Here is a 23,657-nt window from a genome sequence, read left to right on the forward strand (position 1 = left end):
TTCGGTCGCTTTTTTTTTGATTAAATTTTGATAGGGATAATTAATAGAGAAGGTTTTTGGCTAAATGGGCAAACTCTTATTCCTATTTACCGCAATATCCGCTATCATTTGCAACATTGAGTAACGAGATGTGAGCATCAGTGTATGCAGAGCTATAACCTAACTCTAGCCATGAGTGTACTTTTTAATGAATAGCTAATCATTAGCTATTAAATTATTTACTAAGCACACGATACTGTTTCATCATCAGTTTATCCATTAATCAACAAGGCAAGTGTAATAATGCAGCAAGCGATCAACAAATCTGAATTTATTAGTAATTTGAGTGCGAATTGTGACAACATGGCAGATACTACTGTCGATGATGCCGTTCGTGAAATATTAAATTTAATGACTCATACTTTGGCTAGTGATGGTCGAGTCGAGGTTCGCGGGTTTGGTAGTTTTTGTCTACATCATCGCCGTGCTCGTGTGGGACGCAACCCTAAGACGGGTGAAAGTGTACCAGTCCCAGCCAAAGCCATTCCACACTTTAAACCAGGTAAGGCTCTGCGTGAAGCAGTCAACGATAAAGTAGCCCATAGCTAATATTTATCTATTATTGACCAAGCACACCTTATCATTCCAAACAGGGGTAACTGTCTCATGCGCTTTTTACTATTTGTATTGCTGTTCTTGAGCTTTGCTTATTCGCTTGGTTTGGTATTAGCAAATAATACCGAGGTCGGAGTCAATTTACTGTTTTCGCAAGCGCCTACGATGAACTTGGGGCTGCTACTCATCCTGTGCTTGATGCTCGGTATTGTCATTGGTATCTTGCTGTCATTGCTCATATTCCGTGTCTTACAGAATAGATGGGAAATATCACGTCTAAATAAGGCGAACACACATTTAGAAGAGCAGCTGACGCAAGCCAATGCGGTTATTGATCGTCAAGCAAGTGCGCCAACGGTGGATGAAGCCGTTTATGGTGCAAGGACTACGAATGTCCAGGGCGGCGCGGAAACTGACTTGAATGCTGGTGGTACGCTGTCCAAGCGTAAACGTGATTAGCTTACTGAGCGATAGCAGTACTGCTGACCTCAAAAATATAATGCTTTGATAATTCTGACATATGGCAAAACCATGAATAACACGACTAATTCTCCAGTGATTGTTGCCCTAGATAACATGACTCTGCAAGCCTCTTTAGCGTTAGCTGATAAGCTAGATCCAACGTTATGCCGATTGAAAGTAGGCAAAGAGTTGTTTACTCGCTGTGGCCCTGAGGTCATTAAAGCGCTACACCAGCGTAGTTTTGAGGTATTCTTAGACTTAAAATTTCACGATATCCCTAATACGACTGCTCAAGCAGTAGTGGCTGCAGCCGAACTTGGTGTGTGGATGGTGAACGTCCATGCAAGTGCAGGTCTAGAAGCCATGTCTCTGGCAAAACAACGTTTGCTAGATAAGGATCTTGATACATTGCTTATTGCCGTTACTGTATTGACCTCGATGGACAATGAAGCGCTGATGCAAACAGGTATTACTGATGGCTTAGATGTGCAAGTGAGCCGTTTAGCACAATTGACTAAGCAAGCTGGTTTGGATGGTGTGGTTTGCTCTGCACAGGAAGCAAAGGTACTCAAGCAGCTCTGTGGTCCAGACTTTAAGTTGGTCACACCTGGCATTCGATTAGCGGAAGACAGTGCTGATGATCAAAAGCGCATCTGTACGCCGAGTCAAGCATTGGTAGACGGTTCTGATTATCTAGTTATTGGGCGCTCGATCACTCAAGCGACAGATCCTGCGGCTAAGCTGAACAAAATACTTCAGAGTATTTGATATATAGGGTTTGTAGTAGTTAACAGTAAAAAGGCAGCCGTTCAGGCTGCCTTTTTACTGTTCGATGACGGACAGAAAGCTGCTACACTGTTTAGTCTTATGCTTCATAGCATTTTTCAAGTATTGTCGACCATAGTAAATATTTGGCTTGCTAAGCGCTGGCTTAAAGAGTGAGGCTGCACTTGATGTACGTTTGTATGCTGGTCAGATGGTCGATAATGACATTACTGGATGATATTGAATAATATGAAATTACAGATATTGAGTGACTTACATATTGATAGTTATGTGCGCCAGTCGCAGCCTATCGGGCATATTCCTAAGACTGATGCAGATATCGTATTGGTAGCAGGAGATACCGCCAATAGTGATAAGGGTATGCCATGGCTACAAGAGCAAGCAGCACGCTTACAAGTGCCTTTGATTACTATCGCAGGCAATCATGAGTACTTTGATGAAGATGTACTGAGTTTTGACCAAAACCTTGCGACTTGGGATAACTACAACATAGCGTCTGGTGAGGGTGTCCGTGTCTTGCAATGTCAGCACATTGATATTGGGGACGTACGGATCTTGGGCTGTACGTTATGGACTGATTACCAGTATCATGCTAATGAAGACACCATGGCTGCTGCTAGGCATTTTATGCGTGATTATAAGCAAATCTATGCTGGTAAAGAGATGTTCTCGCCTGAAATCTCAATGCAAATTCATGCAAAACACCGTCAGTGGTTGCAACAAGCATTGATCACTGCCAAAGCGCTGGGTAAAAAGACCATAGTAATGAGCCATCATAGCGTTAGCGCATTGTCCGTGTCCAAAAAATACGCCAACTTACCGAGTAATGCGGCCTTCGTTAGTGATCTATCTGGATGGATGGATGAGGACTGGGCACCAATGCTATGGGTACATGGACATACTCATGAAGCCTTTGATTATCAGATAGGCAATACGCGGGTAGTCGTCAATCCAAGAGCCTATCCCAATGAAGTTAGTAGTACGGCATTAGCGTTTGCATGGGATAGAGTCATAGATATTGGTTAAATTAGCTTTGATATAACATTAAAATACTACCAAATATTTACAAGATATATTGCAACTGAATTTGTATGTTGTTCATTCCTGACAAAAAATCTGCTACGCTTGCTACCATGAGTAAATATCTGAATAATACCCCATCAAAAATATCTACTGACAAGCTTGCGAGTCACACCCCAAGCGCGCCTGCACCTTCGCACCTACCAGATAGTATGATTCCCTCTGTCAGTTTATTACCTGAAGACAAACGTCTGATATTGTTTACTAGGCATTCTTTGCGTGAGCGCTCTGATGGCAATGGGTTTGCCAGTTATCAGCTACCGCTGACGCCTAAAGGTCGCGTATTGGCTAAGTCTTGGGGGCGTTGGCTGGCAGGTCACCTCCCATACTCACTCGATGTCGATAGTATTTCAAGTCCGATTGGACGCTGTATTGATACCGCGCAGTTGATGCAAGAAGGGGCTGGTCTCAAACGTGATATTGCACATCAATCACTATTGGTTGAGCCTGGTAGCCTTGTCACTGAGCCTGAAATAGCAAATCCAGTATTTAAAGAGATTGGGGTGCTAAATTTTATCAATCGCTTTTTGCAAGGCAATCTTGAAGGCACCAAAAATGCCTATCAAGGTGGTCTTGATATTCTATCGCTTTTTTATCAAAACCAACCACAGCACGGTCATCTAATGCTTGCTGTGAGTCACGATACATTGTTGTCTGCATTTTTAGCAGTGATGTTTGATGTGCTTGAGATTGATTGGAATGACTGGCCGAAGATGATGGAAGGCGTGTTTTTATGGTTTGATGACAAACCTTTCGATCAGGCAAATGCGCATTTTATTTGGCGAGGGCAAGTGTATACTAGGCCGGTCAGCTCTTTACTAGAGGGCTACCGTGCAGCAGGCTTTCATCCAAGTAAGTTGCTGTTACCGCCAACGTTGAATTGGAACTGATTGCTAAAGGTGCTTCATGCTCATTAGACATGAACTTGACCCAAGCATCAATATTACCTAAGCGTCAATGTGGCCTAAGCGCCTCAAAAGTGAAAAATCATTCTAATTTTGCGTTCTATCCTGCTGTTCGATTTTTGCCATAGGAGAACTGAGAACGATCACCTACGCTACGACCATGTTTCCAGAGGGTCATGCCATACGATAGCTGATTGCTCTCCCACGCCTGTAAAGCGCTAGTAACGTCATGATTATGATGGACCAGTGCCTCTACCAGTGAAATCGCATTTGCCGCAGCTTTTGAGGTACCAGCTGCTGTATGAGGGCGAGGAATAAAAGCAGCATCGCCTATCAGAGCAACGCTATCGAAAGCCATTTGCGGCACTGTCAAATCCAAAATAGACTGTACAAAGGGCGCTTTAGTTGCGGCTATTAACTTTTTGAAAGGGTCAGCAAGTACATCATCTGCGTAGTGTCGCATTGCTTCCTCAACCGCAGGTGACATCATTTCTGGTGGAACAGAGTACTTTCGCGGCTTACCATTCTTGTCAGTAAGTATGTGAGCAAGCTCTGTCTTCTCGTCGTAGTTGACGTACCATACCCAATTGAATCGACGTTTTCCTGAAACCAGTGATTCGTTTTCGCCAGGAATGACGTAGGCCAAAATATGGGAGTTTGGGAAATCATAAAATACGAATCGTTCCGTAAATATCTCGGCGGCTTCTGGCTCTAAGTCAGCCTCGTCGACCAAGCCTCTATAAGCCACGTAACCTGCATATTGAGGCTCGTAAGTAGGCAAAAGCTGCTGACGCACTGTTGAGGTTGGGCCGTCAGCACCAATTAATAAGTCTGCAGTCTCACAAGAGCCATCAACGAAAGTAGCGGTTACCTTAGCGCCTTTCAATTGTACCTGCGCCAATACTTTACCCTGATGATAATGCGCATCTGAAAAGTGCCTTCGCGTCGAGCGATACAGAATATTCCAAGAGGTAAGTGTCTGACGCATGGCCATTTTCTCAATTTGGCCATTTTTTTGTAGGTAATAACGCTCAAGGGCATCGACACCTAAATTCTCTGTCGCAATTCCTGCTTTTTTGAGGGCAGTGACGACATCGGCCTGCAATACAATACCGCCGCCTCTGCTGTCCAAATCATGAGTAGAGCGCTCATAAATATCTACTTGCCAGCCAATAGAGCGTAATAGTGTCCCTGAAAACAGCCCAGCTAATGAACCACCAATCACGATTGCCCGCTTATTTATTGATTCCACTAAGCCTCTCCTAGATATTTATATGTACATGAGAGTAGCATAAAAAAACCTTGCCCCGGTATGAGAACCAGTGGCAAGGTTTTAGTCATTACGCTATAAAAGCGTGATGCGGTCTAAACAATACAAATCTTAAGCTTGTAGGCCTTTGATTGTTTTGTTTAGGCGGCTCTTGCGACGAGCAGCTTTATTCTTGTGAATAATACCTTTGTCAGCCATACGATCAATAACTGGTACCGCTTTTTTGTAAGCTTCGGTAGCCGCGTCATAATCTTTAGCTTCGATAGCCGCATCAACACGTTTTAAGTAAGTACGAACCATAGAGCGTTGTGACGCAGAGTTCTGACGACGTTTGGTGTTTTGACGGGCGCGTTTACGAGCTTGTGCAGTATTAGCCACGCGTATCTCCTTGATAAAGACAGATAAAAATATGAATGTTGATTGCAATAATGGGTTTAACAATCATCGGTGACGAGCAGCCTCTCGTCAAACATGATGTCGATGTCTGATATTAAAGTATCTAATATGAATAGATCATCGCAAGCGCCAGAACTGTTTGGAATAATTAAACAGCGTTGACGTGTAAAGCCGGTTATCTTAGCAAATTATTGAGCATAGGACAATATATTTGATGATTAATGCTCAAAGAAGTGGTGTAATTTTATAAATTTGGCTCATTTAGATAACGAAACCAATCATAGACACTAGAAGATATAAGTAGCTGATAAAATCTTTTACAATATATTGTGCATAATGGCGTCAGCTGGCTATGAATTTAGGTATGATATCCTAACGATAGACCTTAGCATGGGTCATTCTTCATCAATATAGAATTTTTAATGTCATATAAGTGGATAGAGTATGCAGCGAAAAGCAATTGTGATTGGCGCAACGGGATTGGTAGGGCAGCATTTGGCAAAACAGCTGAGTGAGCTTTATGACACACTGATTGTGATCGCTCGGCGCCCGCCACGCTACATTAATGCCAGCATGCGATTTTATCAGGTTAATGATTTTGAAAACCTCTCTGAGGTGTTCGCAAGCGTCGGTGCTGACCGAACGACAGATGCCTTTAGCTGTCTGGGTACGACCAAAAAACAAGCTGGTAGCGATGAGGCTTTTCGAAAGATAGATCACGATTACAATGTTAACTTTGCCAAACTATGTCGTGATAAAGGTGTGGAAAACTTCTTTCTACTGTCGTCGATGAACGCTGATATCGACAGTCGCTTTTTGTACAATCGTGTCAAGGGCGAGACTGAGCAGTCTATTATGGCATTGGGTTTTACGCAATTGGTGATTTTACGGCCTTCGTTATTGCTAGGCAAGCATCAAGGGCGTCCGCTTGAGAGTATTGGTCAAAAAGCGTTTAAACTGATCTCGCCTTTGGTTTCAGAGTCGCTTTCACTACATCCGATCTCTGCCAAACGTGTCGCTAGTGCTATGGCGATGAGTGCGCATGATATCTATCATCGTAGCAAATACCGCTCCGAACCTCAGACTCAGCAGACAGACATTATCGAAAATAAAAAGATGCTATCGATGACTCGCGTCAAAAAATAAAGGTGTGGTGTCTTTTCAATGTAGAGTACGTTCTAAAGTTAACATACGAGACTGCTCATCTAGAGTGAGCATTTACCAATGATACGAGCCTAAAATTATAACATTGGCAGAAAATACAGTATCTTTAGTAGGCATAAAAATATCAACGAGCAAACTCACTAATGATAAGGAGTAGAAGAAATGTCAGAATCAATGGAAATGAATAGAGATAATTTTGTGACTTGTGATTTATTGGATGATAATCCTGAGTCGCAGGTATGCTTACCTAATATAGAAGGTAAGTCGTTTCATAGCTTTGGCGCAAAAGATAAGTTCTGCGGCGAAATCGTGACTGTCAAATGTTTTGAAGACAATAGCCGTGTCAAATCGTTATTGAATAGTGATGGCAAAGATGAAGCGGGCAACGGTAAAGTGCTGGTCGTCGACGGCGGCGGGTCTATGCGCTGTGCACTACTGGGCGATATGATTGCGCAATCAGCCATCGACAATGGCTGGGCTGGAGTGATCGTATATGGGTGTGTACGTGATGTTGATGACATGGCAGCGATGAATATTGGTGTCCTGGCGCTTGGTTGTATTCCGCGCAAGTCGACCCGACGTGATGAAGGCCAAACAGATATTGAAATCAGCTTTGGTGATTTAACGCTCAACTCAGGCATGTTTGTTTATGCAGACAACAATGGCATTATTGCAAGTTATGAGCCTTTGATAGCGTAAATTATTATTAGTCTAAACCTCATACAGTTACGAACAAGTATATATCCCAAACGACTATAAAGAAAAAACCCAGTTCAATGACAGAGCTGGGTTTTTTGATTGAAAATAATCAAACCGTTAGTATTTTTCAAGCTCCGAGAGCATCTGCTCACGCGCTTTATAGATCCTGCGTAAGCCAAGCCACAAACTAATACACATCACGATCAATACCGAGGTAAAAGGTAAGCCTGTACTTACCGAGCCTGCTTGGATGGTTTTTAGAGCTTGTGCGCCGCCGCCATAGAGCAGCGCAATAGCAATAAGACCTTGAGCAACCGCCCAAAATATACGCTGGTATATTGATGCTTCAAGCTTACCACCCGCTGTAATCGTGTCAACAACCAAAGAGCCTGAGTCTGATGAGGTCACAAAAAACACCATCACTAAAATGATAGCAATTAGAGAGGTAATGGTTCCTAGAGGAAGATTTGCCAGCATCTGAAACAAGGTTAAGGACGCATCACTAACCCCACCTGCCAGCTCACCGACTTGGTTATCATATTGGCTCAATCCTGACTGTCCAAATACTGTCATCCAGACGATGGTTACTAGGGTAGGAGCTAGCATCACTGAGGTAATAAACTCACGCACGGTACGGCCCTTTGAGATACGCGCAATAAACATACCTACAAATGGTGACCAGCTGATCCACCACGCCCAATAAAACACGGTCCAGCCATGAAAAAACTCACCATCACTGCGGCCTACGGGATTAGATAACGGAATGATATAGGTTGCATAATCAACAGTGGTGGCGCCGATTTTACTTAGGAGTCCGATTGAGTCTCCAACGAAAAATACAAAAAGTAGTAGCGCTAAAGCGACCAACATATTAACGTTACTCAACAGCTTGACCCCGCCATCGAGACCGCGTGCCACTGATATTGTGGCAAGCGCAGTGACGACCACTATGATGGCAATCTCAAGTGAATTGCCTGCAAAATCCCAACCAAATAAATAGTTGAGTCCGCTGGCTGCTTGTTGAGCACCCAAACCTAGTGAAGTCGCTAAACCAAATATCGTCGCTAGTACGGCCAATATATCAATAATATGGCCAGGTAACCCCCATGTTTTTTCTTTAAAAATAGGATAAAACACGGAGCGCATGGTCAATGGAAAGCGGAAATTATAAGCAAATAGGGCCAATGACAAACCAACGACGGCATAGATACCCCAAGGGTGCAAACCCCAATGATACATCGTTGCACCCATAGCAGCACGATACGCTTCAGGACTGCCTGCGGTTACGCCAAGTGGTGTACCTGCCCAGCCGCTTGCATAAGCCAATGGTTCAGCCACACTCCAAAACATAAGACCGATGCCCATACCAGCTGCGAACAGCATTGAAAGCCATGAGCCCCGGTTAAAGTCAGGTTTGGCATTGATACCACCAATTCGAATACTGCCATAGGGCGACACAATTAATATCAGACTAAATATCACCATGATATTAGCGGTACTGATAAACAGCCAATCAAAACTATTGACCACCCAATCCTGAGCACCATTAAGCCAAGCGTTGGCTATATTAGGTAGTAATAATGCAAACAAAACAAAGCCGATAACGGCAATCGCGGTAAAGAAGAATACAGGTCTGTGTAAATCTAACCCTAGTATCTCAGTGTTATTTTCACCAGTTGTATGTTCAGTGGTATAGAGTCTGCGACGGAATTTGTCGAGAAGATGCTTTGGAATCTGTTTTTGCTCGTTCATAGGTGACGAATCTCCTGATGAGTTAGCTGAGCTGGACACCTTCAAAGTATCGACTACTCATTAATAGTAAATAGTTTTTGGCAGCTACAAGCTTTAAATTTTAGGTAATATAAAAGTGCTTTTAAAGATCTATAAATCTTACAAGCTACTGAGTAGTTGATACTTAGTAAGAAGCTTTTATAGAAGACAATTGTTCAAGTTAATATGTAAAAGCTTATATAGGAACAATCAAATGCTAATAATAGAAAGGGCGCTTAAAAAATAAGCATCAAAAGCGGTAATTGTAAAAAGCGTGCCATACTAACAAACTGTTTGGTTTTGTCAAATCGTATTGGTAATTGCTCAAATATTCGTATAATAGCTTTCTGATTCCTTAACTTTGATTCTATCCTTTATGCCTATTACTGCTTTGACTGACGCGTTCGATCCTATTAACCAGCAGTTGTTTCCTATCCAAAATGCCGAGCGGCGTTGGCTAGCGCCTGTTCATGGTGCAGTCAGCAGCTTGTGGTTGGCAAGCTTGGTTCAGACGCCACTATGGAATGTTGCCGAGCGATTAAAGGTCGTGGTAGCACGCGACCAAAACCAACTCAATCAGATAGAAACTGAGCTGGCGTTTTGCGGGGTCGATGCTTATGTGTTCCCTGACTGGGAAACACTGACTTATGATGAGCTGTCCCCGCATCAAGATATCGTCAGCGAACGTATTAACTTGTTGACAGATATGCCAAGCTCAGGGGTGTTACTCATCTCAGTACAGGCGCTAATGCATCGCGTGGCACCGCCGAGTTGGTTAATCGGTCAGCATTTTGACTTGAGTGTTGGCGATCGGTTCGATATCAGCACTCAACGTGGGCTATTGGCAAAAGCGGGCTATAGAGCAGTTGACAATGTCTTTGAGCCTGGTGAATTTGCTGTACGTGGCAGCATTATTGATATTTTTGCTATGGGTCAGCCTTTCCCGTTGCGTTTGGATCTGTTTGACGATGAAATCGAAACCATTCGTTTTTTCCATCCTCAAACGCAGCGCACCTTGACCGCTGATGACCTCAAGGCGATGCTAACGGGCAATGACACCAGTATGGGCAAAGAGTCTCTGTCTCTACTGCATAAGATGCCAGATATCTCTAAGCCCATCGAACAATTTCAAATACTACCTGCAAAAGAGTTTCCGCTCGATGAGGGACGCGAAACGTTTCGCATGAACTTTGCAGCAATGTTTCCCAATGCCAGTAGTCGCAAGTCTGAGCTGCATAAAGATGTGATGGCAGGTATTGCGAGTAGCGGACTGGAATATTATCAGCCATTATTTTTTGATCTAAAAGACTGGCAAGAAGAAAGTAGCTTATTTTCTTACCTTCCGAATGATGCGTTGTTTATCACGGATGAGCTAATCAACGAAAAACAGTCAGATTATTGGTCGCAGATTCAGCGCCGTTATGAGGAGCGCCGGCACGATATTGATAAGCCTATCGTTGAACCTGCGCTGCTGTATATGTTATCCAATGCACTCAACGAGCAGCTAAATCAGTATCCGCGAGTGATACTAAGTGCACGCGATGAGTTGGCGCCGCATGATATTAAAAGCAAAGCGCCATCTGAGCCACAACTGTCGCGTGATATCACTGATAATGAGACTAAACAACAAGGACTAGTCACGTTAAGTGCGCAACAACCGCCAGAGCTGGCAGTTAACCACCAAAAATCTGAACCATTGGCTGAGCTACTAACGTTCTTAACCATACAACAAGAAACAGCAACACCAGTACTAATCGTCGCAGAAACCGCTGGCCGACGTGAGATTCTCATTGAGCTGTTTAAAGGAAAGATTGATATCAAAGCATACGATAGCTTTGAAGCATTCTTAGCAGCAGATAAAACGAGTGCTATGGATAATGCTCGTTTACCGCATGTCGGTCTGACTGTGGCACCGATTGAGCGTGGTGTTTATGTGCCTGAACGCTTAGTATTAATCAGTGAGACGCAGCTGTTTGGTCGTCAAGTCTTACAAACGCGTCGCCGTCGCCAAAGCGGGGTATCAGAAGAGTTTTTAGTCAAAAGCGTCACTGAGATAACAGATGGTAGCCCAGTCGTTCATATCGAGCACGGTATTGGTCGCTATAACGGTCTGATTACGTTAGATGTGGGTGATGGTGAGCAAGAGTTTATTCATCTAAAATATGATGATGATGCCAGTATCTATGTACCAGTCGCTAACTTGCAAATGATCAGTCGCTATAGTGGCGGAGATCCGGCGTTAGCACCGCTCCATAAGATTGGCAGTGGCAAGTGGGACCGCGCCAAGCAAAAAGCGTTAGAACAGATTCACGATGTTGCCGCAGAGTTGCTGAACATGCAAGCGAGGCGTGAAGCTAAAGTTGGTATCCACTTCAAAATAGACCCCTCGCAATACGAACTGTTTGCCAGTCAGTTTGCCTTTGAAGAGACTGCTGACCAAGCCAATGCTATCCATGCGGTTATGGAAGATATGAGACAAAACCAACCGATGGATCGTCTCATTTGCGGTGATGTTGGTTTTGGCAAGACAGAAGTAGCCATGCGTGCTGCTTTTATTGCTGTTAGTGCTGGCTATCAGGTGGCGGTGTTGGTGCCTACTACCTTGCTTGCTGGGCAACACGAAGACAACTTCCGCGATCGATTTGCTGATTGGCCGGTGCGCATTGAGAGTCTGTCACGCTTTGGCGGAAAAAAGCATCAAGACATGGTGCTAGCGGATTTGGCCGATGGTAAAGTCGATATCGTGATTGGTACTCATAAACTATTACAGCCCGATGTGAAGTTTGCCAACCTTGGGCTGATGATCGTTGATGAAGAGCACCGATTTGGCGTGCGCCACAAAGAGCGTATTAAGGCTATTCAGACAGATGTAGACAGTATGTCTATGACAGCGACGCCTATTCCTAGAACGCTTAATATGGCGCTCTCAGGCATGCGTGATATGTCTATTATCGCAACCCCACCTGCACGCCGACTTGCCATCAAAACTTTTGTCATGCAAAAGACAGAAGCGTTGATGAAAGAGGCTATCCTACGTGAGCTGCTACGCGGCGGGCAGGTCTATCTGTTGCACAACGATGTGGCTAGTATTGAGCGTATGGCAGAGACCATTCGTGACCTCGTACCCGAGGCAAGAGTAGGCGTTGCTCACGGGCAAATGCAAGAGCGCCAGCTTGAGCAAATCATGCAGCAGTTCTATCATAAAAAATTCAATGTGCTGGTATGCTCGACTATCATCGAAACAGGTATTGATGTGCCAAATGCCAATACCATTATCATTGAGCGTGCTGATAAATTTGGTCTAGCGCAACTACACCAGCTGCGAGGCCGCGTAGGACGTAGTCATCATCAGGCGTATTGCTACTTATTAGTGCCTTCTCTTAAAGGTCTTAAAGGAGATGCCAAGCGCCGCCTCCACGCGATTGAACGCGCCAATACACTAGGTGCAGGCTTTATGCTGGCGAGTGAAGATCTAGAGATTCGCGGAGCAGGTGAGATATTGGGTAAGCAGCAAAGTGGTAATATGCAGGCGATTGGTTTTAGCCTGTATATGGATATGCTGGAGCGAGCGACTAAAGCAATTAAAGCCGGTAAAGAGCCTGACTTGAACACGCCATTATCGCTAACCAGCGAGATTAACTTGCATAGCTCGGCGCTTATTCCAGAAGAGTATTTACACGACGTACATCAGCGTTTGTTGTTTTATAAACGCATTAGCAACACCGATGATAAAGAATCATTGACGGATATTCGTACAGAGATGATTGACCGCTTTGGCGCGTTACCGGACCAAACCAAGCAGCTATTTGCCATTCATGGACTACGTTTGCAAGCAGAACCGCTGAAGATTAACAAGATTGATGCGAATAGTAGTAGTATGACGCTGGAATTTGCGCCAGATACGCCAGTCGATGCTTTAGCTATTATTAAATTGATTCAATCGAATGGTCAGCATTACCGTATGAATGGCGCATCTGGTATTCGCTATCAACATAGCGATAAGTTGGCAACACCGCAGCAGCGAGTGACGGTCATACAAGAACTGTTGCGCTATTTTAGCGAGCATATGGTGACAGAACCTGCTTAGTTTGGCTTTGATAAAGGGTAGATAGTTTGAGTAGGTTGATAGGTAACAGTGAAGCAGTCAGTTATGGTGCTATTTTATCGAAAGAATAACTGATAAAATAGCCAAACTGTATTTTACCTTTTATATTTTGTACCTACTTTTATTTGCATTAAACAACAAGAGAACCGTCATTATGTTCCAACTTCATCATAAACTTGCTGCTGATAGTTTTTTAGTAGGGGATTTTCCATTATCCACTTGTCGTTTAATTAATGACTGTCAATTTCCATGGCTGATATTAGTGCCACGCGTATCAGGTATCAAAGAGCTTTACGAGCTGTCTGAAGCAGATCAGACTCAATTTTTGCGTGAGTCGAGCTGGTTATCGAGCCAGTTAGCCAAAACGTTTCAAGCTGACAAGATGAATGTCGCTGCCCTTGGCAACCAAGTACCACAACTTCATTTTCACCATATTGTCCGTTATCAAAACGACATGCAATGGCCAAATCCAGTATGGGGTGTACAAGCAGTCCCTTATACCAAAGAAGTGTTGGCACAAATGCAACAGACATTGATGATGGCACTACGCGGTCATCATCAAATGCCGTTCGATTGGCAAATGTAGTAAGTGATCGACACTATTGTTAGTTGATACTATTTATTAATAGTGCCGCTAACAAAAGAAATCGGTAATAAAAAATATTCGATGTGTCAACGTAACAACGACAGTTATGAAGTAATAAATAATGCAGAAATGAAAAGAAGCCAGATACCTGATTGTATCTGGCTTCTTTTTTAATGCTATTAGGTGTTTGCAGCCATGAAGCGCTACGAACCAGCAGTGCAATTAGATGATAAATGGCGTTTTTTTAGTTACCGATGACCTAGGTTTCGTACTATTTAAAAAGTATAATATATTATTAGATATATCTTATGATTATTTATCATAAAGACAAAGTGCCTATACATGTTATTCTTATATGTCTTGTCTCTTCGATAGTCCGTCTTATTTAAGTGAACACTCAATATGCCTTTTAAAGAGACATTGAAACCAAAAACTTTATTAGAGGGTAAAGGCATCTGCCGATTTGACTACCCAGAAGTTTTTGTTTTAATACTCACGGTCATGTTACTCGCTGTATACTACGACTTTCGTCCCACCTCAATGGCATTGCTAGTTATCATCGCATTGCCTAGTCTCATGATTCTCATCTATAACTATCGACGCCAAACCAACTTTTGGACGTCCAACATTGTCATTGTTTTGCTGGCAGTTGTTATTGGCGTGACACAGTTTTGCATCATTATATCGCTCAGCTTGGCGTCTTTGATTGCTGTTAGAATTATTCTAAATAAGCCTCAGAATCGTTTAAGATTGTTTACCGTAGCCTTAGTGACTGCTGTCATATTCTATTATGTCAGCGCCATTCTAAGACCTAGTGGAATAGACTGTAATGACAGCTGGTTACCACCTACAGTACTATTGGCAAGTATGGCTGTGATTCTATGCCAGTTTCGGCGTACGTATCGAGAGTATGTTGCCTACAAATTATGTGCTCAGCAGGCAGGTGAGCGTTTGAGTACGATGGTATCAGTTATCAATAAGCTGACTCGTTTTGTACCACCGCAAATCTGGGAGCCTATTGTCAGAACAGACAGTCCAGTTAGTGTATCCAACAAGCGTGCCAAATTAACCATTATGTTCTCAGACATTGTAGGCTTTACGGAGCTGTCTGATAGTTTAAGTGCGGATAATTTGGCTGATATTTTGAATACCTATATGCATTGCATGACGTTGATTGCTGAAAAACATGGGGCTGTACTGGACAAGTTTATTGGCGATGGTATGGTCTGTTTTTTTGGAGAGCCTGATAGCCGTGGTTCACGTCAAGATGCATTAGATTGTGTAGCGATGGCGATAGATATGCGCCGAGAGATGCGCACCTTACGTCAGAAGTGGCGGCTTATGGGGTTTGAGGGTTTGTATATACGCATCGGTATTACCACGGGCTATTGCCACGTTGGTAATTTCGGGAGCAACAATCGCCTCAGCTATACGCTCATCGGTAAAGAAGCCAACCTAGCATCAAGGCTTGAAGCACATGCTGGCAAAGATGAGATACTGGTCAGCGAAAGCACCTATGATTATATTTGTCACAACTATGAGTGTCAGCATGCTGGTGCGTTTCGACTAAAGGGTTTTGATAATAAAATTGACGCATGGCAGGTGTTTGACCCTGATGCTAATAAAGGTCACTTGTCTAAATGGGTAGATCATACCTTGCCGGGTTTTAACTTGCATTTGAACTTTAAAGATATGAAAGACAATGATTATCAGGACATTAGAACACGCTTAAATTTTGCGCTTGAGCGTATCGAGCAAGAAGAAGAAAAACTGGCCACTAGCATAGCTGAAGAAAGTAAACGTCATAGTACTCAGAAAAAGTCATGATATGAGCAGTAATATCGTGGCATGTTATTGATGGAAAAAGCCAGCTATTTAATCATAGCTGGCTTTTTTGAGAGTAAAATACAACTTATTATTTATTAATGGTTTTCTTTTGCATGGTTCAGCGTATATTTGGGTACTTCGATGGTCAAATCCTCATCATCAAGCATGACCTGACATGATAGACGTGAGTCAGGTTCTAAACCCCATGCGCGATCCAATAGATCCGCTTCCACATCATCCATCTCATCTAGACTATTAAATCCTTTGCGTACGACAACGTGACACGTCGTGCACGCTTTTGACATCTCACAAGCATGCTCAATTTTGATACCTTTTCCTAGTAACGCTTTGCATAGGTTTTCGCCAGACTCTAGCTCAACTTCTGCACCTTCTGGGCAAATTTCGTGATGGGGTAGTACAGTAACTTTTGGCATAAATTATGTGTCCAATGCTAATCAATCTAAAAATAAGAAATTAGTTTAGTATAATGACTAAGCTATCATTTTAAGCGTGTCGCTTACCAGTCTTTAGCACTAGTACCTGCCATGCTGGCTTTAACGCTTTGATTCATAATGCGAGCAGCAAAAGCATCGCTATGTGGCTTGAGCTGAGCCTGCTGCGCTTCTATAAGTGTTAAATCACTAGTGCCAAGTGCGGTCTTCAGTGCTTGTATTTGCTCTGTTAAAGACTGCTGCTCATCAGAAGAGAGTAGCGCTGCAAACTCGTTCAGTGCAGACTCTAAAGCCAATACTTCACGTTCAGCTTCTACCTTGGTCTCAATCAAAGAACGCGCATTTTTATCTTCTTCTGCATGCTTAAACCCAGCAACAAGCAATTGTTCTTTTTGATCATCAGACAAACCATAAGACGGCACAATTTCAATCTTACTTTCTGTTTTGGTCGTCGTTTCCTGAGCACTGACAGTAAGCTGACCATTGGCATCGATACTAAAGGTGACTTCGATACGAGCAAACCCAGCTTTCATAGGCGGAATACCATATAGCTCAAAACGTCCAAGCGAGCGACAGTTTTCGACGGTTTCGCGCTCACCTTGCACCACATGGATAACCATGCCAGTTTGACCATCTTGATAAGTAGTAAACACTTGGCGTTTTTTGACAGGGATGGGCGTATTACGCGGAATCAGTACTTCAACGAGGCCGCCCATGGTCTCAAGACCTAATGATAATGGCGTCACATCTAACAACAACAGATTGCTATCACTGTCGCCATTGACCAGCTGGTGAGCAGTTTGGGCCGCGCCTAAAGCAACAACCTCATCTGGATTGAGACGAGAAAGCGGCTGCTTAGCAAAAAATTCAGTGACGACTGCTTGTATGGCGGGCATACGAGTTGAACCGCCAACTAAAATCACTTCGTCTAAATCTGTAGCGTTTAGCCTAGCATCGCGCAGTACTTGTTCACATACGCCCAAAGTACGACGACTAACAGGCTCGACAATAGCCAACACGTCTTCACGGCTTAGTGTGCCTTTGTAAGACTGTCCGTTGACAGTAACGTCAATATCAACCTGTTCTGCTTCAGTTAGTGCTTGCTTATAAGCTTTGGCTTGTTGTGCGAGTATCGATTTGTCATGAAGGCTTACCTGTTTTGGATCAATACTCAACTGCTTGATGATCCAGTTGGTAATAAGACGGTCAATATCGTCCCCGCCTAGCGCACTGTTACCGCCTGTTGCCAATACTTCAAAGACGCCATCATTCAACTTTAAGATAGACACATCAAAAGTACCACCGCCCAAATCATAGATTAGGTAATAGTTTTCTTTGTTATCATTTTGATTTTGCTGATCAAGGCCGTAAGCGACCGCGGCAGCAGTTGGTTCATTCAACAAACGTAGTACATTGATGCCAGCCGCTTGGGCAGCATCTTTAGTCGCTTGACGTTGCGCTTCATCGAAATAAGCAGGAACCGTAATGACAGCACCTTCTATACTGTCTGCAGGTAGGGCACTTGCTGCACGTTGCTCAAGCGCCGCCAATATACGCGCTGATACTTCCACAGGTGACACTTCACCTTGAGCCGTGACAAATGCTGGCATAGCATCTGTATTACCAGACAACTCATAAGGATGAGAAAATTTGATATCAGTTTGGCTACGACCCATAAAACGCTTAGCCGAGACGATCGTATTTTTTGGATCGTCTGCTAAATGAGATAAGGCATCATAGCCCACTAATGGGTTACCTGTCGCTGGATAATAGACTACAGAAGGCAACAACGTATCTGACGCTTTGCCTGCTTCTAAGACTTGCGCCTTGCCTGAACGTACTATGGCGACCAGTGAGCGCGTGGTGCCAAGATCAATCCCTAGACCAAAACGATGCTGGTGAGGTTGGGCGCTTTGATTGGGTTCGGCAATTTGCATTAAAGACATAAGAATAACTCAGGGATAAAATGAATAAGTAAAATGGAGCAAGTATAGTGTAGATATAACAGCTACGTTCTCACATTAAGGACAGAAAATCTTGGCAGTCATGCATACTTAGGGTTAGAGATTATACGGCATAGTTGATATTAATTTAACCATCTATACAGAATCTAACGCCAAAACTAAAATCTAATTGTCAAAAAATACACGGCTTACGGACATCTAAACATAGAGATCATCATCATCTGAATGCGCTGTACTGGCGACATCATCGAGACCAGTCGTCACATCAGCATTTAGCTTAACTAAGAATTTCAGTTTTTGTGTCGCATCAATCGCTGTACCCCAGTCTTGCTCTGTATAAGCAGTGTTAAAGCGTTCAGACTGATTGTTTAGGCGTGCTGTAATTTGAGGATGTAACTGCTGCAAGGTTGCAAGGTCTTTACCTGTAATAGCGTCATCTAGATCCATTCGCATTTCCATCGCATCTTCTAAAAAATCCAAATCTGCAATTGAGTGCTCTACATTTTGAGCTTGATCTGCCATATCCAACAGATAACCAGCACGGCTATCAGGTGCGCTGAGCGTTTGGTATGCTTGGTTGATGATAGCGGAGGCTTGCTCTGATTGCTGCTGAGCTTGCTTAGTATCTGCTAAATTCTTTGCGACATTATCAGGATGATAGCGCTTTTGTAATAGACGTAGATGTTGATCCAGACTGTCTTGATTGACTTCAAATTGTACAGGTTGCTCAAATAGGGCAAAGAAGTTCCCAAATTGCGTGTCTAGAATAGAGTCTGTCATATCATACGCCTTACTTTTTATTTGTTTTTTAAAGTCTTTATTTGGCTAGTAGCTCATCGAATTATCAGACAGTAAAAGATTCACCGCAGCCACATTCGCCTTTCTGATTAGGATTGGTGAATTTGAAGCCTTCATTTAAACCTTCTTTTTCGTAGTCCATTAACAAACCGTCTAAATACACTAGGCTTTTAGGATCAATAAAGATGCTCACACCGCGGCTTTCATAGCGCGTGTCATTCTCATCAGGAGTATCTACAAACTCCAAGACATAAGCCAAACCCGAGCAACCCGCTGTACGGATGCCAACGCGAATGCCTTCACCTTTACCGCGGTTGTCCAAAAAGTCTCGAACATGCTGAGCGGCGCGTTCTGTCATTTCAATCATGCCAACTCCCATTGACTATTAATAATCATAAGTATTAATAAAAATTTGTATAAATTGGCAACTAAAATTAGAAGTTTGCCAAAATAATAGACTAGCGACTACCAGAAAACAAAAGGTGACAATTACATAATGTCATTGTCACCTCTTTAGCATCAGTAGCTGTTTGCATATTGCCACTTCAGCATTGCTAATAAATCATAACGCAGACGCTAATAGGTTGAGCTTAGATAGCAGCTTCTTCTGCCGTTACTGCTGTACCGTGCTTACCTTTGTAGTCGCTAATAGCGGCTTTGATAGCGTCTTCTGCAAGTACAGAGCAATGGACTTTTACTGGTGGTAACGCTAATTCTTGGGCGATATCGTTGTTTTTGATTTCGCCAGCTTGATCCAAGCTCTTGCCTTTTAGCCACTCAGTAACAAGTGAGCTTGAAGCAATTGCTGAACCGCAGCCGTAAGTTTTGAAACGTGCGTCTTCGATAATGCCATTATCATCAACTTGGATTTGTAGGCGCATTACATCGCCACAAGCTGGGGCACCGACCATGCCGGTACCAACGTTTTTGGCATTTTTATCAAGATTACCAACGTTGCGTGGGTTTTCGTAATGATCAATAACTTGGTCACTATAGGCCATGGGGTTTTCTCCTGGTTAGATGATGAGCAGTCGTTTGTTAACTTTGAATGTCTGACTACTCATCGATAATTGGGGTCAAACGCTTAACTTAATTGTGTAATCAATCGTTTAATAAACTATATATGGTTACTTAATACTAAAAAGCTATACTAAAAATTAATGCTCAGCCCACTCAACTGAGTTCAGGTCAACACCTTCTTGGTACATATCCCAAAGTGGTGATAGGGCACGCAATTTGTCAACAGCTTCATGCATTTGCTTAATAACGGTATCGACGTCTTCGTCAGTCGTATAACGACCAAAGCTGAAGCGGATTGAGCTGTGTGCCAATTCGTCTGGGCGACCGATAGCGCGCAATACATATGATGGCTCAAGCGTTGCTGATGTACAGGCTGATCCTGACGATACAGCTAAATCTTTTAGCGACATCATTAGCGACTCACCTTCAACAAAGTTAAAGCTGATATTGACGATATTAGGTACGCTGTTTTCGAGATCGCCGTTTAGATAAATCTCTTCGATATCTTGAAGACCATCCCACAGCTTTTGACGTAATTTTGCTGCATGAGCATGATCTGTCTCAAAGCTTTCGTTAGCTAGAGCAAATGCGGCACCAAGACCAACAATCTGATGCGTTGGCAGTGTACCAGAACGCATACCACGCTCATGACCGCCACCATGTTGTTCTGCTTTTAGACGAATACGTGGCTTACGACGAACAAATAATGCGCCGATACCTTTAGGACCATACGCTTTATGACCTGAGAAGCTCATCAAATCAATTTTCATTTCTTCAAGGTCGATTTTTACTTTACCAACAGATTGTGCGCCATCGACGTGGAATACTACGCCGGCTTCACGAGTGATTTCACCGATTGCAGTCACATCAGTAATGGTACCAAGCTCGTTGTTCACCATCATAAGCGATACTAAGATAGTATCGTCACGTAACGCTTCTTTTACTTGCTCTGCTAAGATAAGGCCAGTGCTTGGCTGCGGCTCAAGATAAGTAATCTCAAAACCTTCTTGCTCAAGCTCACGGCACGTGTCTAGCACAGCTTTATGCTCAATTTTGCTAGTAATAATGTGTTTACCACGAGACTGATAGAAGTGAGCTGCACCTTTAATAGCTAGGTTGTCAGACTCAGTCGCGCCAGAAGTAAAGACGATTTCGCGTGGATCAGCGTTGATAACTTCAGCAACTTGTCCGCGAGCAGTCTCAACAGCTTCTTCTGCTTGCCAGCCATAGCCATGTGAGCGAGAGGCTGGATTACCAAAAATGCCATCTACTGTCAGATATTCGCTCATCTTAGCAGCTACTGGTCTAGCAACTGGTGTGGTGGCGGCATAATCTAAGTATATAAGGTTGTTATGTTGGCTCATGCTGGGTTTGCCTCGCTGTTCGATAAAGTAATAGTATTGATGTCTTTTATGGAAATATCTTTTGTAGAGGTGTGCTGACGCTCTGATACTGACTGCACGTTTTCCATATCTAATAATTGCGCTAATGTTATATTTTTCAAGTACTGCTCAATATGATTTGATAGTGCACACCATAGGTCATGGGTCAGGCACATTGTACCACCTTGACAGTCACCGCGTCCTTCACACTGCATGGCATTTACCGACTCATCGACCGCAGATATGATACTCATCACATCTATCTCATCTAATGGTTTAGCTAGGTGGTAGCCACCTGCAGCACCGCGGATACTGGTCACAAGACCACGCTTGCGAAGTTTGGAAAACAACTGTTCGAGGTAGGAGATAGAAATCGATTGTCGTTTAGCGATATCAGATAAAGAAACGGCACTGTCTTGTTGACTGGTTTGTAGTGCTAAATCTAATAAAGCAGTGACAGCATATCTGCCTCGAGTAGTTAAACGCATGTGTCATCTCCAAACTTGTATGTCATTTTTATTTAACAACGATCTTAGAAGGGTATATAGAAAGGTAATACTATAGCGATATAGAATTTTGCAATCTCGCCCAACTAAGTTGTGTTCTATCGTTATTAGACAACAGATGGTTAGCCCGATGTATGCAACGATTAGGTCAATTATACTTAATCCTGAGTAATTTAGTCAAGATTAAAGTGTGGTCGAACGGTTAATAGAGCTTATCGCTATGATTGATAAAAACAATGACGTGTGACATGCACTTATAAACCAGTAGTAGAGTTGGTTATATATACAGATTATAAAAAGCTTGTTAAATAATGGGTAGTGATAAGGTAGCTAGCGATAAAGGTATGGAGTAGAGAGGAGAGTGCTATATATAAGCATTTAGTACTACTTCGAGTATTAAACGCTTATGTATAGCTAGTATTAAGTATATAAGTGTTGAAACTGGTTTTGATTAGCGTTAGTTCATAAGTAGAGCAATGACTGAGCCGATCATAATGACAAGCGCTACGACGGTCACAACCACTAAGGTTTTTTGCTTACTTTGTAGCTCTTTTACCGTGGTCTCAAGCTCGCGGTTTTTGATGGTCAATGTATTAATTTGAGTTTGTTGTTCTTTGATGCGCTGCTTGTAGTTATCTTTTTTCTCTGCCATTTCAGCATCGGTCGGTTTGGTTTTGCCTTTACCGCCTTTTATTTTTCTGATCAAACCCTGAATCAGGCTGCCAAGACCAAGCTGTATAATGAACTGCTTGACCAGTTGCACTTGTAGAGATTCACCGCGCATTTGTAATTTTTCGGTTGTTTCCCTGTCATGAGTCGTGATGGCATTGATGACCTGAATACTATAGGCATTGATGACAACATCAGGCTCGCTACGTCCAACAGGTAGCTGAGCATCCAATAACACACCTTTGGTGCTAAAAGTAGCAAACACTTCTACATGAGGTAGGTATAAACGTAGTGCCACAACGGTACCCTGCTTAGCAAGTGGATAAGCGGCTTTACGCAGTTCAGGATCTAAACGCAACAATAGTGTTAGCGCTGACTCTATGAACACTAGAATAATATTAAGAAGAGAGTGAGACAACGTAGAACGCTTCATGCAAGTAATCCATTTTTTTATTTAGCAAATTGAACATCAGTAAACTTAAGTTTATCTGCATACAGAATTTGCAGTGATATTTCGTTTATAGTAACGCCTTTATAATAAAAAGTAACGCTAGTTTCTGTCAGTGGCAAAATTATTACAGTACAATTTAGCAGTCAATAAAGACACTACTATTTATGACTGGCAGTGCACAGACACCGTCTGACAATCGTTTCAAAGCATAAATAGATATGCAGGGTAGTTAGATAGGATAAAGTAACCTGCCTGAATACAGGTTGCAGATGTTTTGCGTAACATTGGGTGTCAAATACGTAGTATATCGCACAAAAATATGTAAAATCGCTTGCGCTCCTTATGCTGCCTTGATATAAAGACGATAACAAAGTGAAACCTGTTAATACGCTAGTCAGGTAGTTTTTATTGCGTAAGTACCATGAGAGCGTTACAATGCTTGGCGTGAGCGTTTATTACCCCCTTAAACTTGAAGGAAATTTTATGAATAAGTCAGAATTAATTGATAGCATCGCGGACAAAAGTGGTCTAAATAAGACTCAAGCTGGTGATGCTTTGAATGCTGTAATGGAAAGTGTTGGCGAAGCTTTAGAAGCTGGCGATAGCATCTCTCTAGTTGGTTTCGGTACTTTCAGCGTAAAAGATCGCAAAGCGCGCACGGGCCGTAACCCAAAAACTGGTGAAGAGCTAAGCATCCCAGCAAGCAAAGTACCAAGCTTTAAAGCTGGCAAAAACCTAAAAGAGCGCTTGAACTAAGACGCCCTATAGCAA

At 42.9% G+C, this 23,657-nt stretch carries 22 protein-coding genes; 11 read left to right on the top strand and 11 right to left on the bottom strand.

The features are described 5' to 3' along the window. Nucleotides 1-282 precede the first annotated feature (282 nt). From AC5JPT_RS00005 to AC5JPT_RS00025, 5 genes are all read left to right on the top strand, one after another. Nucleotides 283-588, top strand: coding sequence for an integration host factor subunit beta (locus AC5JPT_RS00005; RefSeq protein WP_319050085.1), 306 nt, complete (start codon nt 283-285; stop codon nt 586-588). A 57-nt stretch (nt 589-645) separates the two neighbouring features. Further along, entirely contained in the window at nt 646-1,053 is a 408-nt protein-coding gene (locus AC5JPT_RS00010; RefSeq protein WP_493852578.1) for a lipopolysaccharide assembly protein LapA domain-containing protein, read from the top strand. 72 nt (nt 1,054-1,125) lie between these two features. Then, nucleotides 1,126-1,824 (top strand): orotidine-5'-phosphate decarboxylase, encoded by a 699-nt coding sequence (gene pyrF, locus AC5JPT_RS00015; RefSeq protein WP_493856610.1) that lies wholly within the window; start codon nt 1,126-1,128, stop codon nt 1,822-1,824. A 246-nt stretch (nt 1,825-2,070) separates the two neighbouring features. After that, nucleotides 2,071-2,868: a metallophosphoesterase gene (locus AC5JPT_RS00020; protein ID WP_493856611.1), complete on the top strand. Its 798-nt coding sequence runs from the start codon at nt 2,071-2,073 to the stop codon at nt 2,866-2,868. A gap of 107 nt (nt 2,869-2,975) precedes the next feature. Beyond that, on the top strand, nt 2,976-3,812 hold the full coding sequence (locus AC5JPT_RS00025) for a histidine phosphatase family protein (RefSeq protein ID WP_493858398.1): 837 nt from the start codon (nt 2,976-2,978) through the stop codon (nt 3,810-3,812). A gap of 115 nt (nt 3,813-3,927) precedes the next feature. Here the strand turns inward: AC5JPT_RS00025 and AC5JPT_RS00030 are convergent, their stop codons facing one another. Then, complete coding sequence (locus AC5JPT_RS00030; protein WP_493856612.1) at nt 3,928-5,079, bottom strand: FAD binding domain-containing protein; 1,152 nt, start codon at nt 5,077-5,079, stop codon at nt 3,928-3,930. Between the two features lie 129 nt (nt 5,080-5,208). After that, a complete protein-coding gene (gene rpsT / locus AC5JPT_RS00035) occupies nt 5,209-5,475 on the bottom strand; it encodes a 30S ribosomal protein S20 (RefSeq protein ID WP_058024191.1) in 267 nt (88 codons plus the stop codon). Between the two features lie 462 nt (nt 5,476-5,937). Between rpsT and AC5JPT_RS00040 the strand changes: the two genes are divergently transcribed. Continuing rightward, the gene (locus tag AC5JPT_RS00040) at nt 5,938-6,639 is read left to right on the top strand and encodes an NAD-dependent epimerase/dehydratase family protein (protein ID WP_493843500.1); all 702 of its coding nucleotides are present in this window, start codon (nt 5,938-5,940) and stop codon (nt 6,637-6,639) included. A gap of 180 nt (nt 6,640-6,819) precedes the next feature. Further along, nucleotides 6,820-7,356 carry a ribonuclease E activity regulator RraA gene (gene rraA, locus AC5JPT_RS00045; RefSeq protein WP_493856613.1) on the top strand — a complete coding sequence of 179 codons (537 nt, stop codon included), beginning with the start codon at nt 6,820-6,822 and terminating at the stop codon, nt 7,354-7,356. A 117-nt stretch (nt 7,357-7,473) separates the two neighbouring features. On the opposite strand, the gene AC5JPT_RS00050 is transcribed toward rraA, so the two are convergent. Further along, complete coding sequence (locus AC5JPT_RS00050) at nt 7,474-9,108, bottom strand: BCCT family transporter (protein ID WP_493856614.1); 1,635 nt, start codon at nt 9,106-9,108, stop codon at nt 7,474-7,476. Nucleotides 9,109-9,502: 394 nt separating this feature from the next. Here AC5JPT_RS00050 and mfd point away from each other — a divergent pair, with 394 nt between their 5' ends. The 3 genes from mfd to AC5JPT_RS00065 all read left to right on the top strand — a co-directional run bounded on the left by mfd (nt 9,503) and on the right by AC5JPT_RS00065 (nt 15,644). Next, nucleotides 9,503-13,213: a transcription-repair coupling factor gene (gene mfd, locus AC5JPT_RS00055; RefSeq protein WP_493856615.1), complete on the top strand. Its 3,711-nt coding sequence runs from the start codon at nt 9,503-9,505 to the stop codon at nt 13,211-13,213. Between the two features lie 172 nt (nt 13,214-13,385). Next, nucleotides 13,386-13,817 (top strand): HIT domain-containing protein, encoded by a 432-nt coding sequence (locus AC5JPT_RS00060; RefSeq protein WP_493856616.1) that lies wholly within the window; start codon nt 13,386-13,388, stop codon nt 13,815-13,817. Between the two features lie 402 nt (nt 13,818-14,219). Next, nucleotides 14,220-15,644 (top strand): adenylate/guanylate cyclase domain-containing protein, encoded by a 1,425-nt coding sequence (locus AC5JPT_RS00065; protein WP_493856617.1) that lies wholly within the window; start codon nt 14,220-14,222, stop codon nt 15,642-15,644. Nucleotides 15,645-15,739: 95 nt separating this feature from the next. On the opposite strand, the gene fdx is transcribed toward AC5JPT_RS00065, so the two are convergent. The 8 genes from fdx to AC5JPT_RS00105 all read right to left on the bottom strand — a co-directional run bounded on the left by fdx (nt 15,740) and on the right by AC5JPT_RS00105 (nt 22,868). Further along, on the bottom strand, nt 15,740-16,078 hold the full coding sequence (gene fdx / locus AC5JPT_RS00070; RefSeq protein WP_319050095.1) for an ISC system 2Fe-2S type ferredoxin: 339 nt from the start codon (nt 16,076-16,078) through the stop codon (nt 15,740-15,742). A gap of 83 nt (nt 16,079-16,161) precedes the next feature. Then, nucleotides 16,162-18,042, bottom strand: a complete 1,881-nt coding sequence (gene hscA, locus AC5JPT_RS00075) for a Fe-S protein assembly chaperone HscA (protein ID WP_493856618.1) — start codon at nt 18,040-18,042, stop codon at nt 16,162-16,164. A 216-nt stretch (nt 18,043-18,258) separates the two neighbouring features. After that, entirely contained in the window at nt 18,259-18,840 is a 582-nt protein-coding gene (gene hscB / locus AC5JPT_RS00080; RefSeq protein WP_493856619.1) for a Fe-S protein assembly co-chaperone HscB, read from the bottom strand. Nucleotides 18,841-18,904: 64 nt separating this feature from the next. Next, the gene (gene iscA / locus AC5JPT_RS00085; RefSeq protein ID WP_021814983.1) at nt 18,905-19,225 is read right to left on the bottom strand and encodes an iron-sulfur cluster assembly protein IscA; all 321 of its coding nucleotides are present in this window, start codon (nt 19,223-19,225) and stop codon (nt 18,905-18,907) included. Between the two features lie 223 nt (nt 19,226-19,448). Next, entirely contained in the window at nt 19,449-19,859 is a 411-nt protein-coding gene (gene iscU, locus AC5JPT_RS00090) for a Fe-S cluster assembly scaffold IscU (RefSeq protein WP_319050099.1), read from the bottom strand. A 156-nt stretch (nt 19,860-20,015) separates the two neighbouring features. Next, on the bottom strand, nt 20,016-21,242 hold the full coding sequence (locus AC5JPT_RS00095; protein WP_493843494.1) for an IscS subfamily cysteine desulfurase: 1,227 nt from the start codon (nt 21,240-21,242) through the stop codon (nt 20,016-20,018). Further along, nucleotides 21,239-21,748, bottom strand: a complete 510-nt coding sequence (locus AC5JPT_RS00100; protein ID WP_443524498.1) for an Rrf2 family transcriptional regulator — start codon at nt 21,746-21,748, stop codon at nt 21,239-21,241. Before AC5JPT_RS00100 ends, AC5JPT_RS00095 begins: the two co-directional genes overlap by 4 nt. Nucleotides 21,749-22,223: 475 nt before the next feature. Next, the gene (locus AC5JPT_RS00105) at nt 22,224-22,868 is read right to left on the bottom strand and encodes a hypothetical protein (protein ID WP_319050102.1); all 645 of its coding nucleotides are present in this window, start codon (nt 22,866-22,868) and stop codon (nt 22,224-22,226) included. A 453-nt stretch (nt 22,869-23,321) separates the two neighbouring features. Here AC5JPT_RS00105 and AC5JPT_RS00110 point away from each other — a divergent pair, with 453 nt between their 5' ends. Continuing rightward, a complete protein-coding gene (locus AC5JPT_RS00110; RefSeq protein ID WP_161808411.1) occupies nt 23,322-23,642 on the top strand; it encodes an HU family DNA-binding protein in 321 nt (106 codons plus the stop codon). The last annotated feature ends 15 nt before the right edge of the window (nt 23,643-23,657 follow it).

The sequence above is a fragment of the Psychrobacter sp. H26 genome (genome assembly GCF_059073035.1).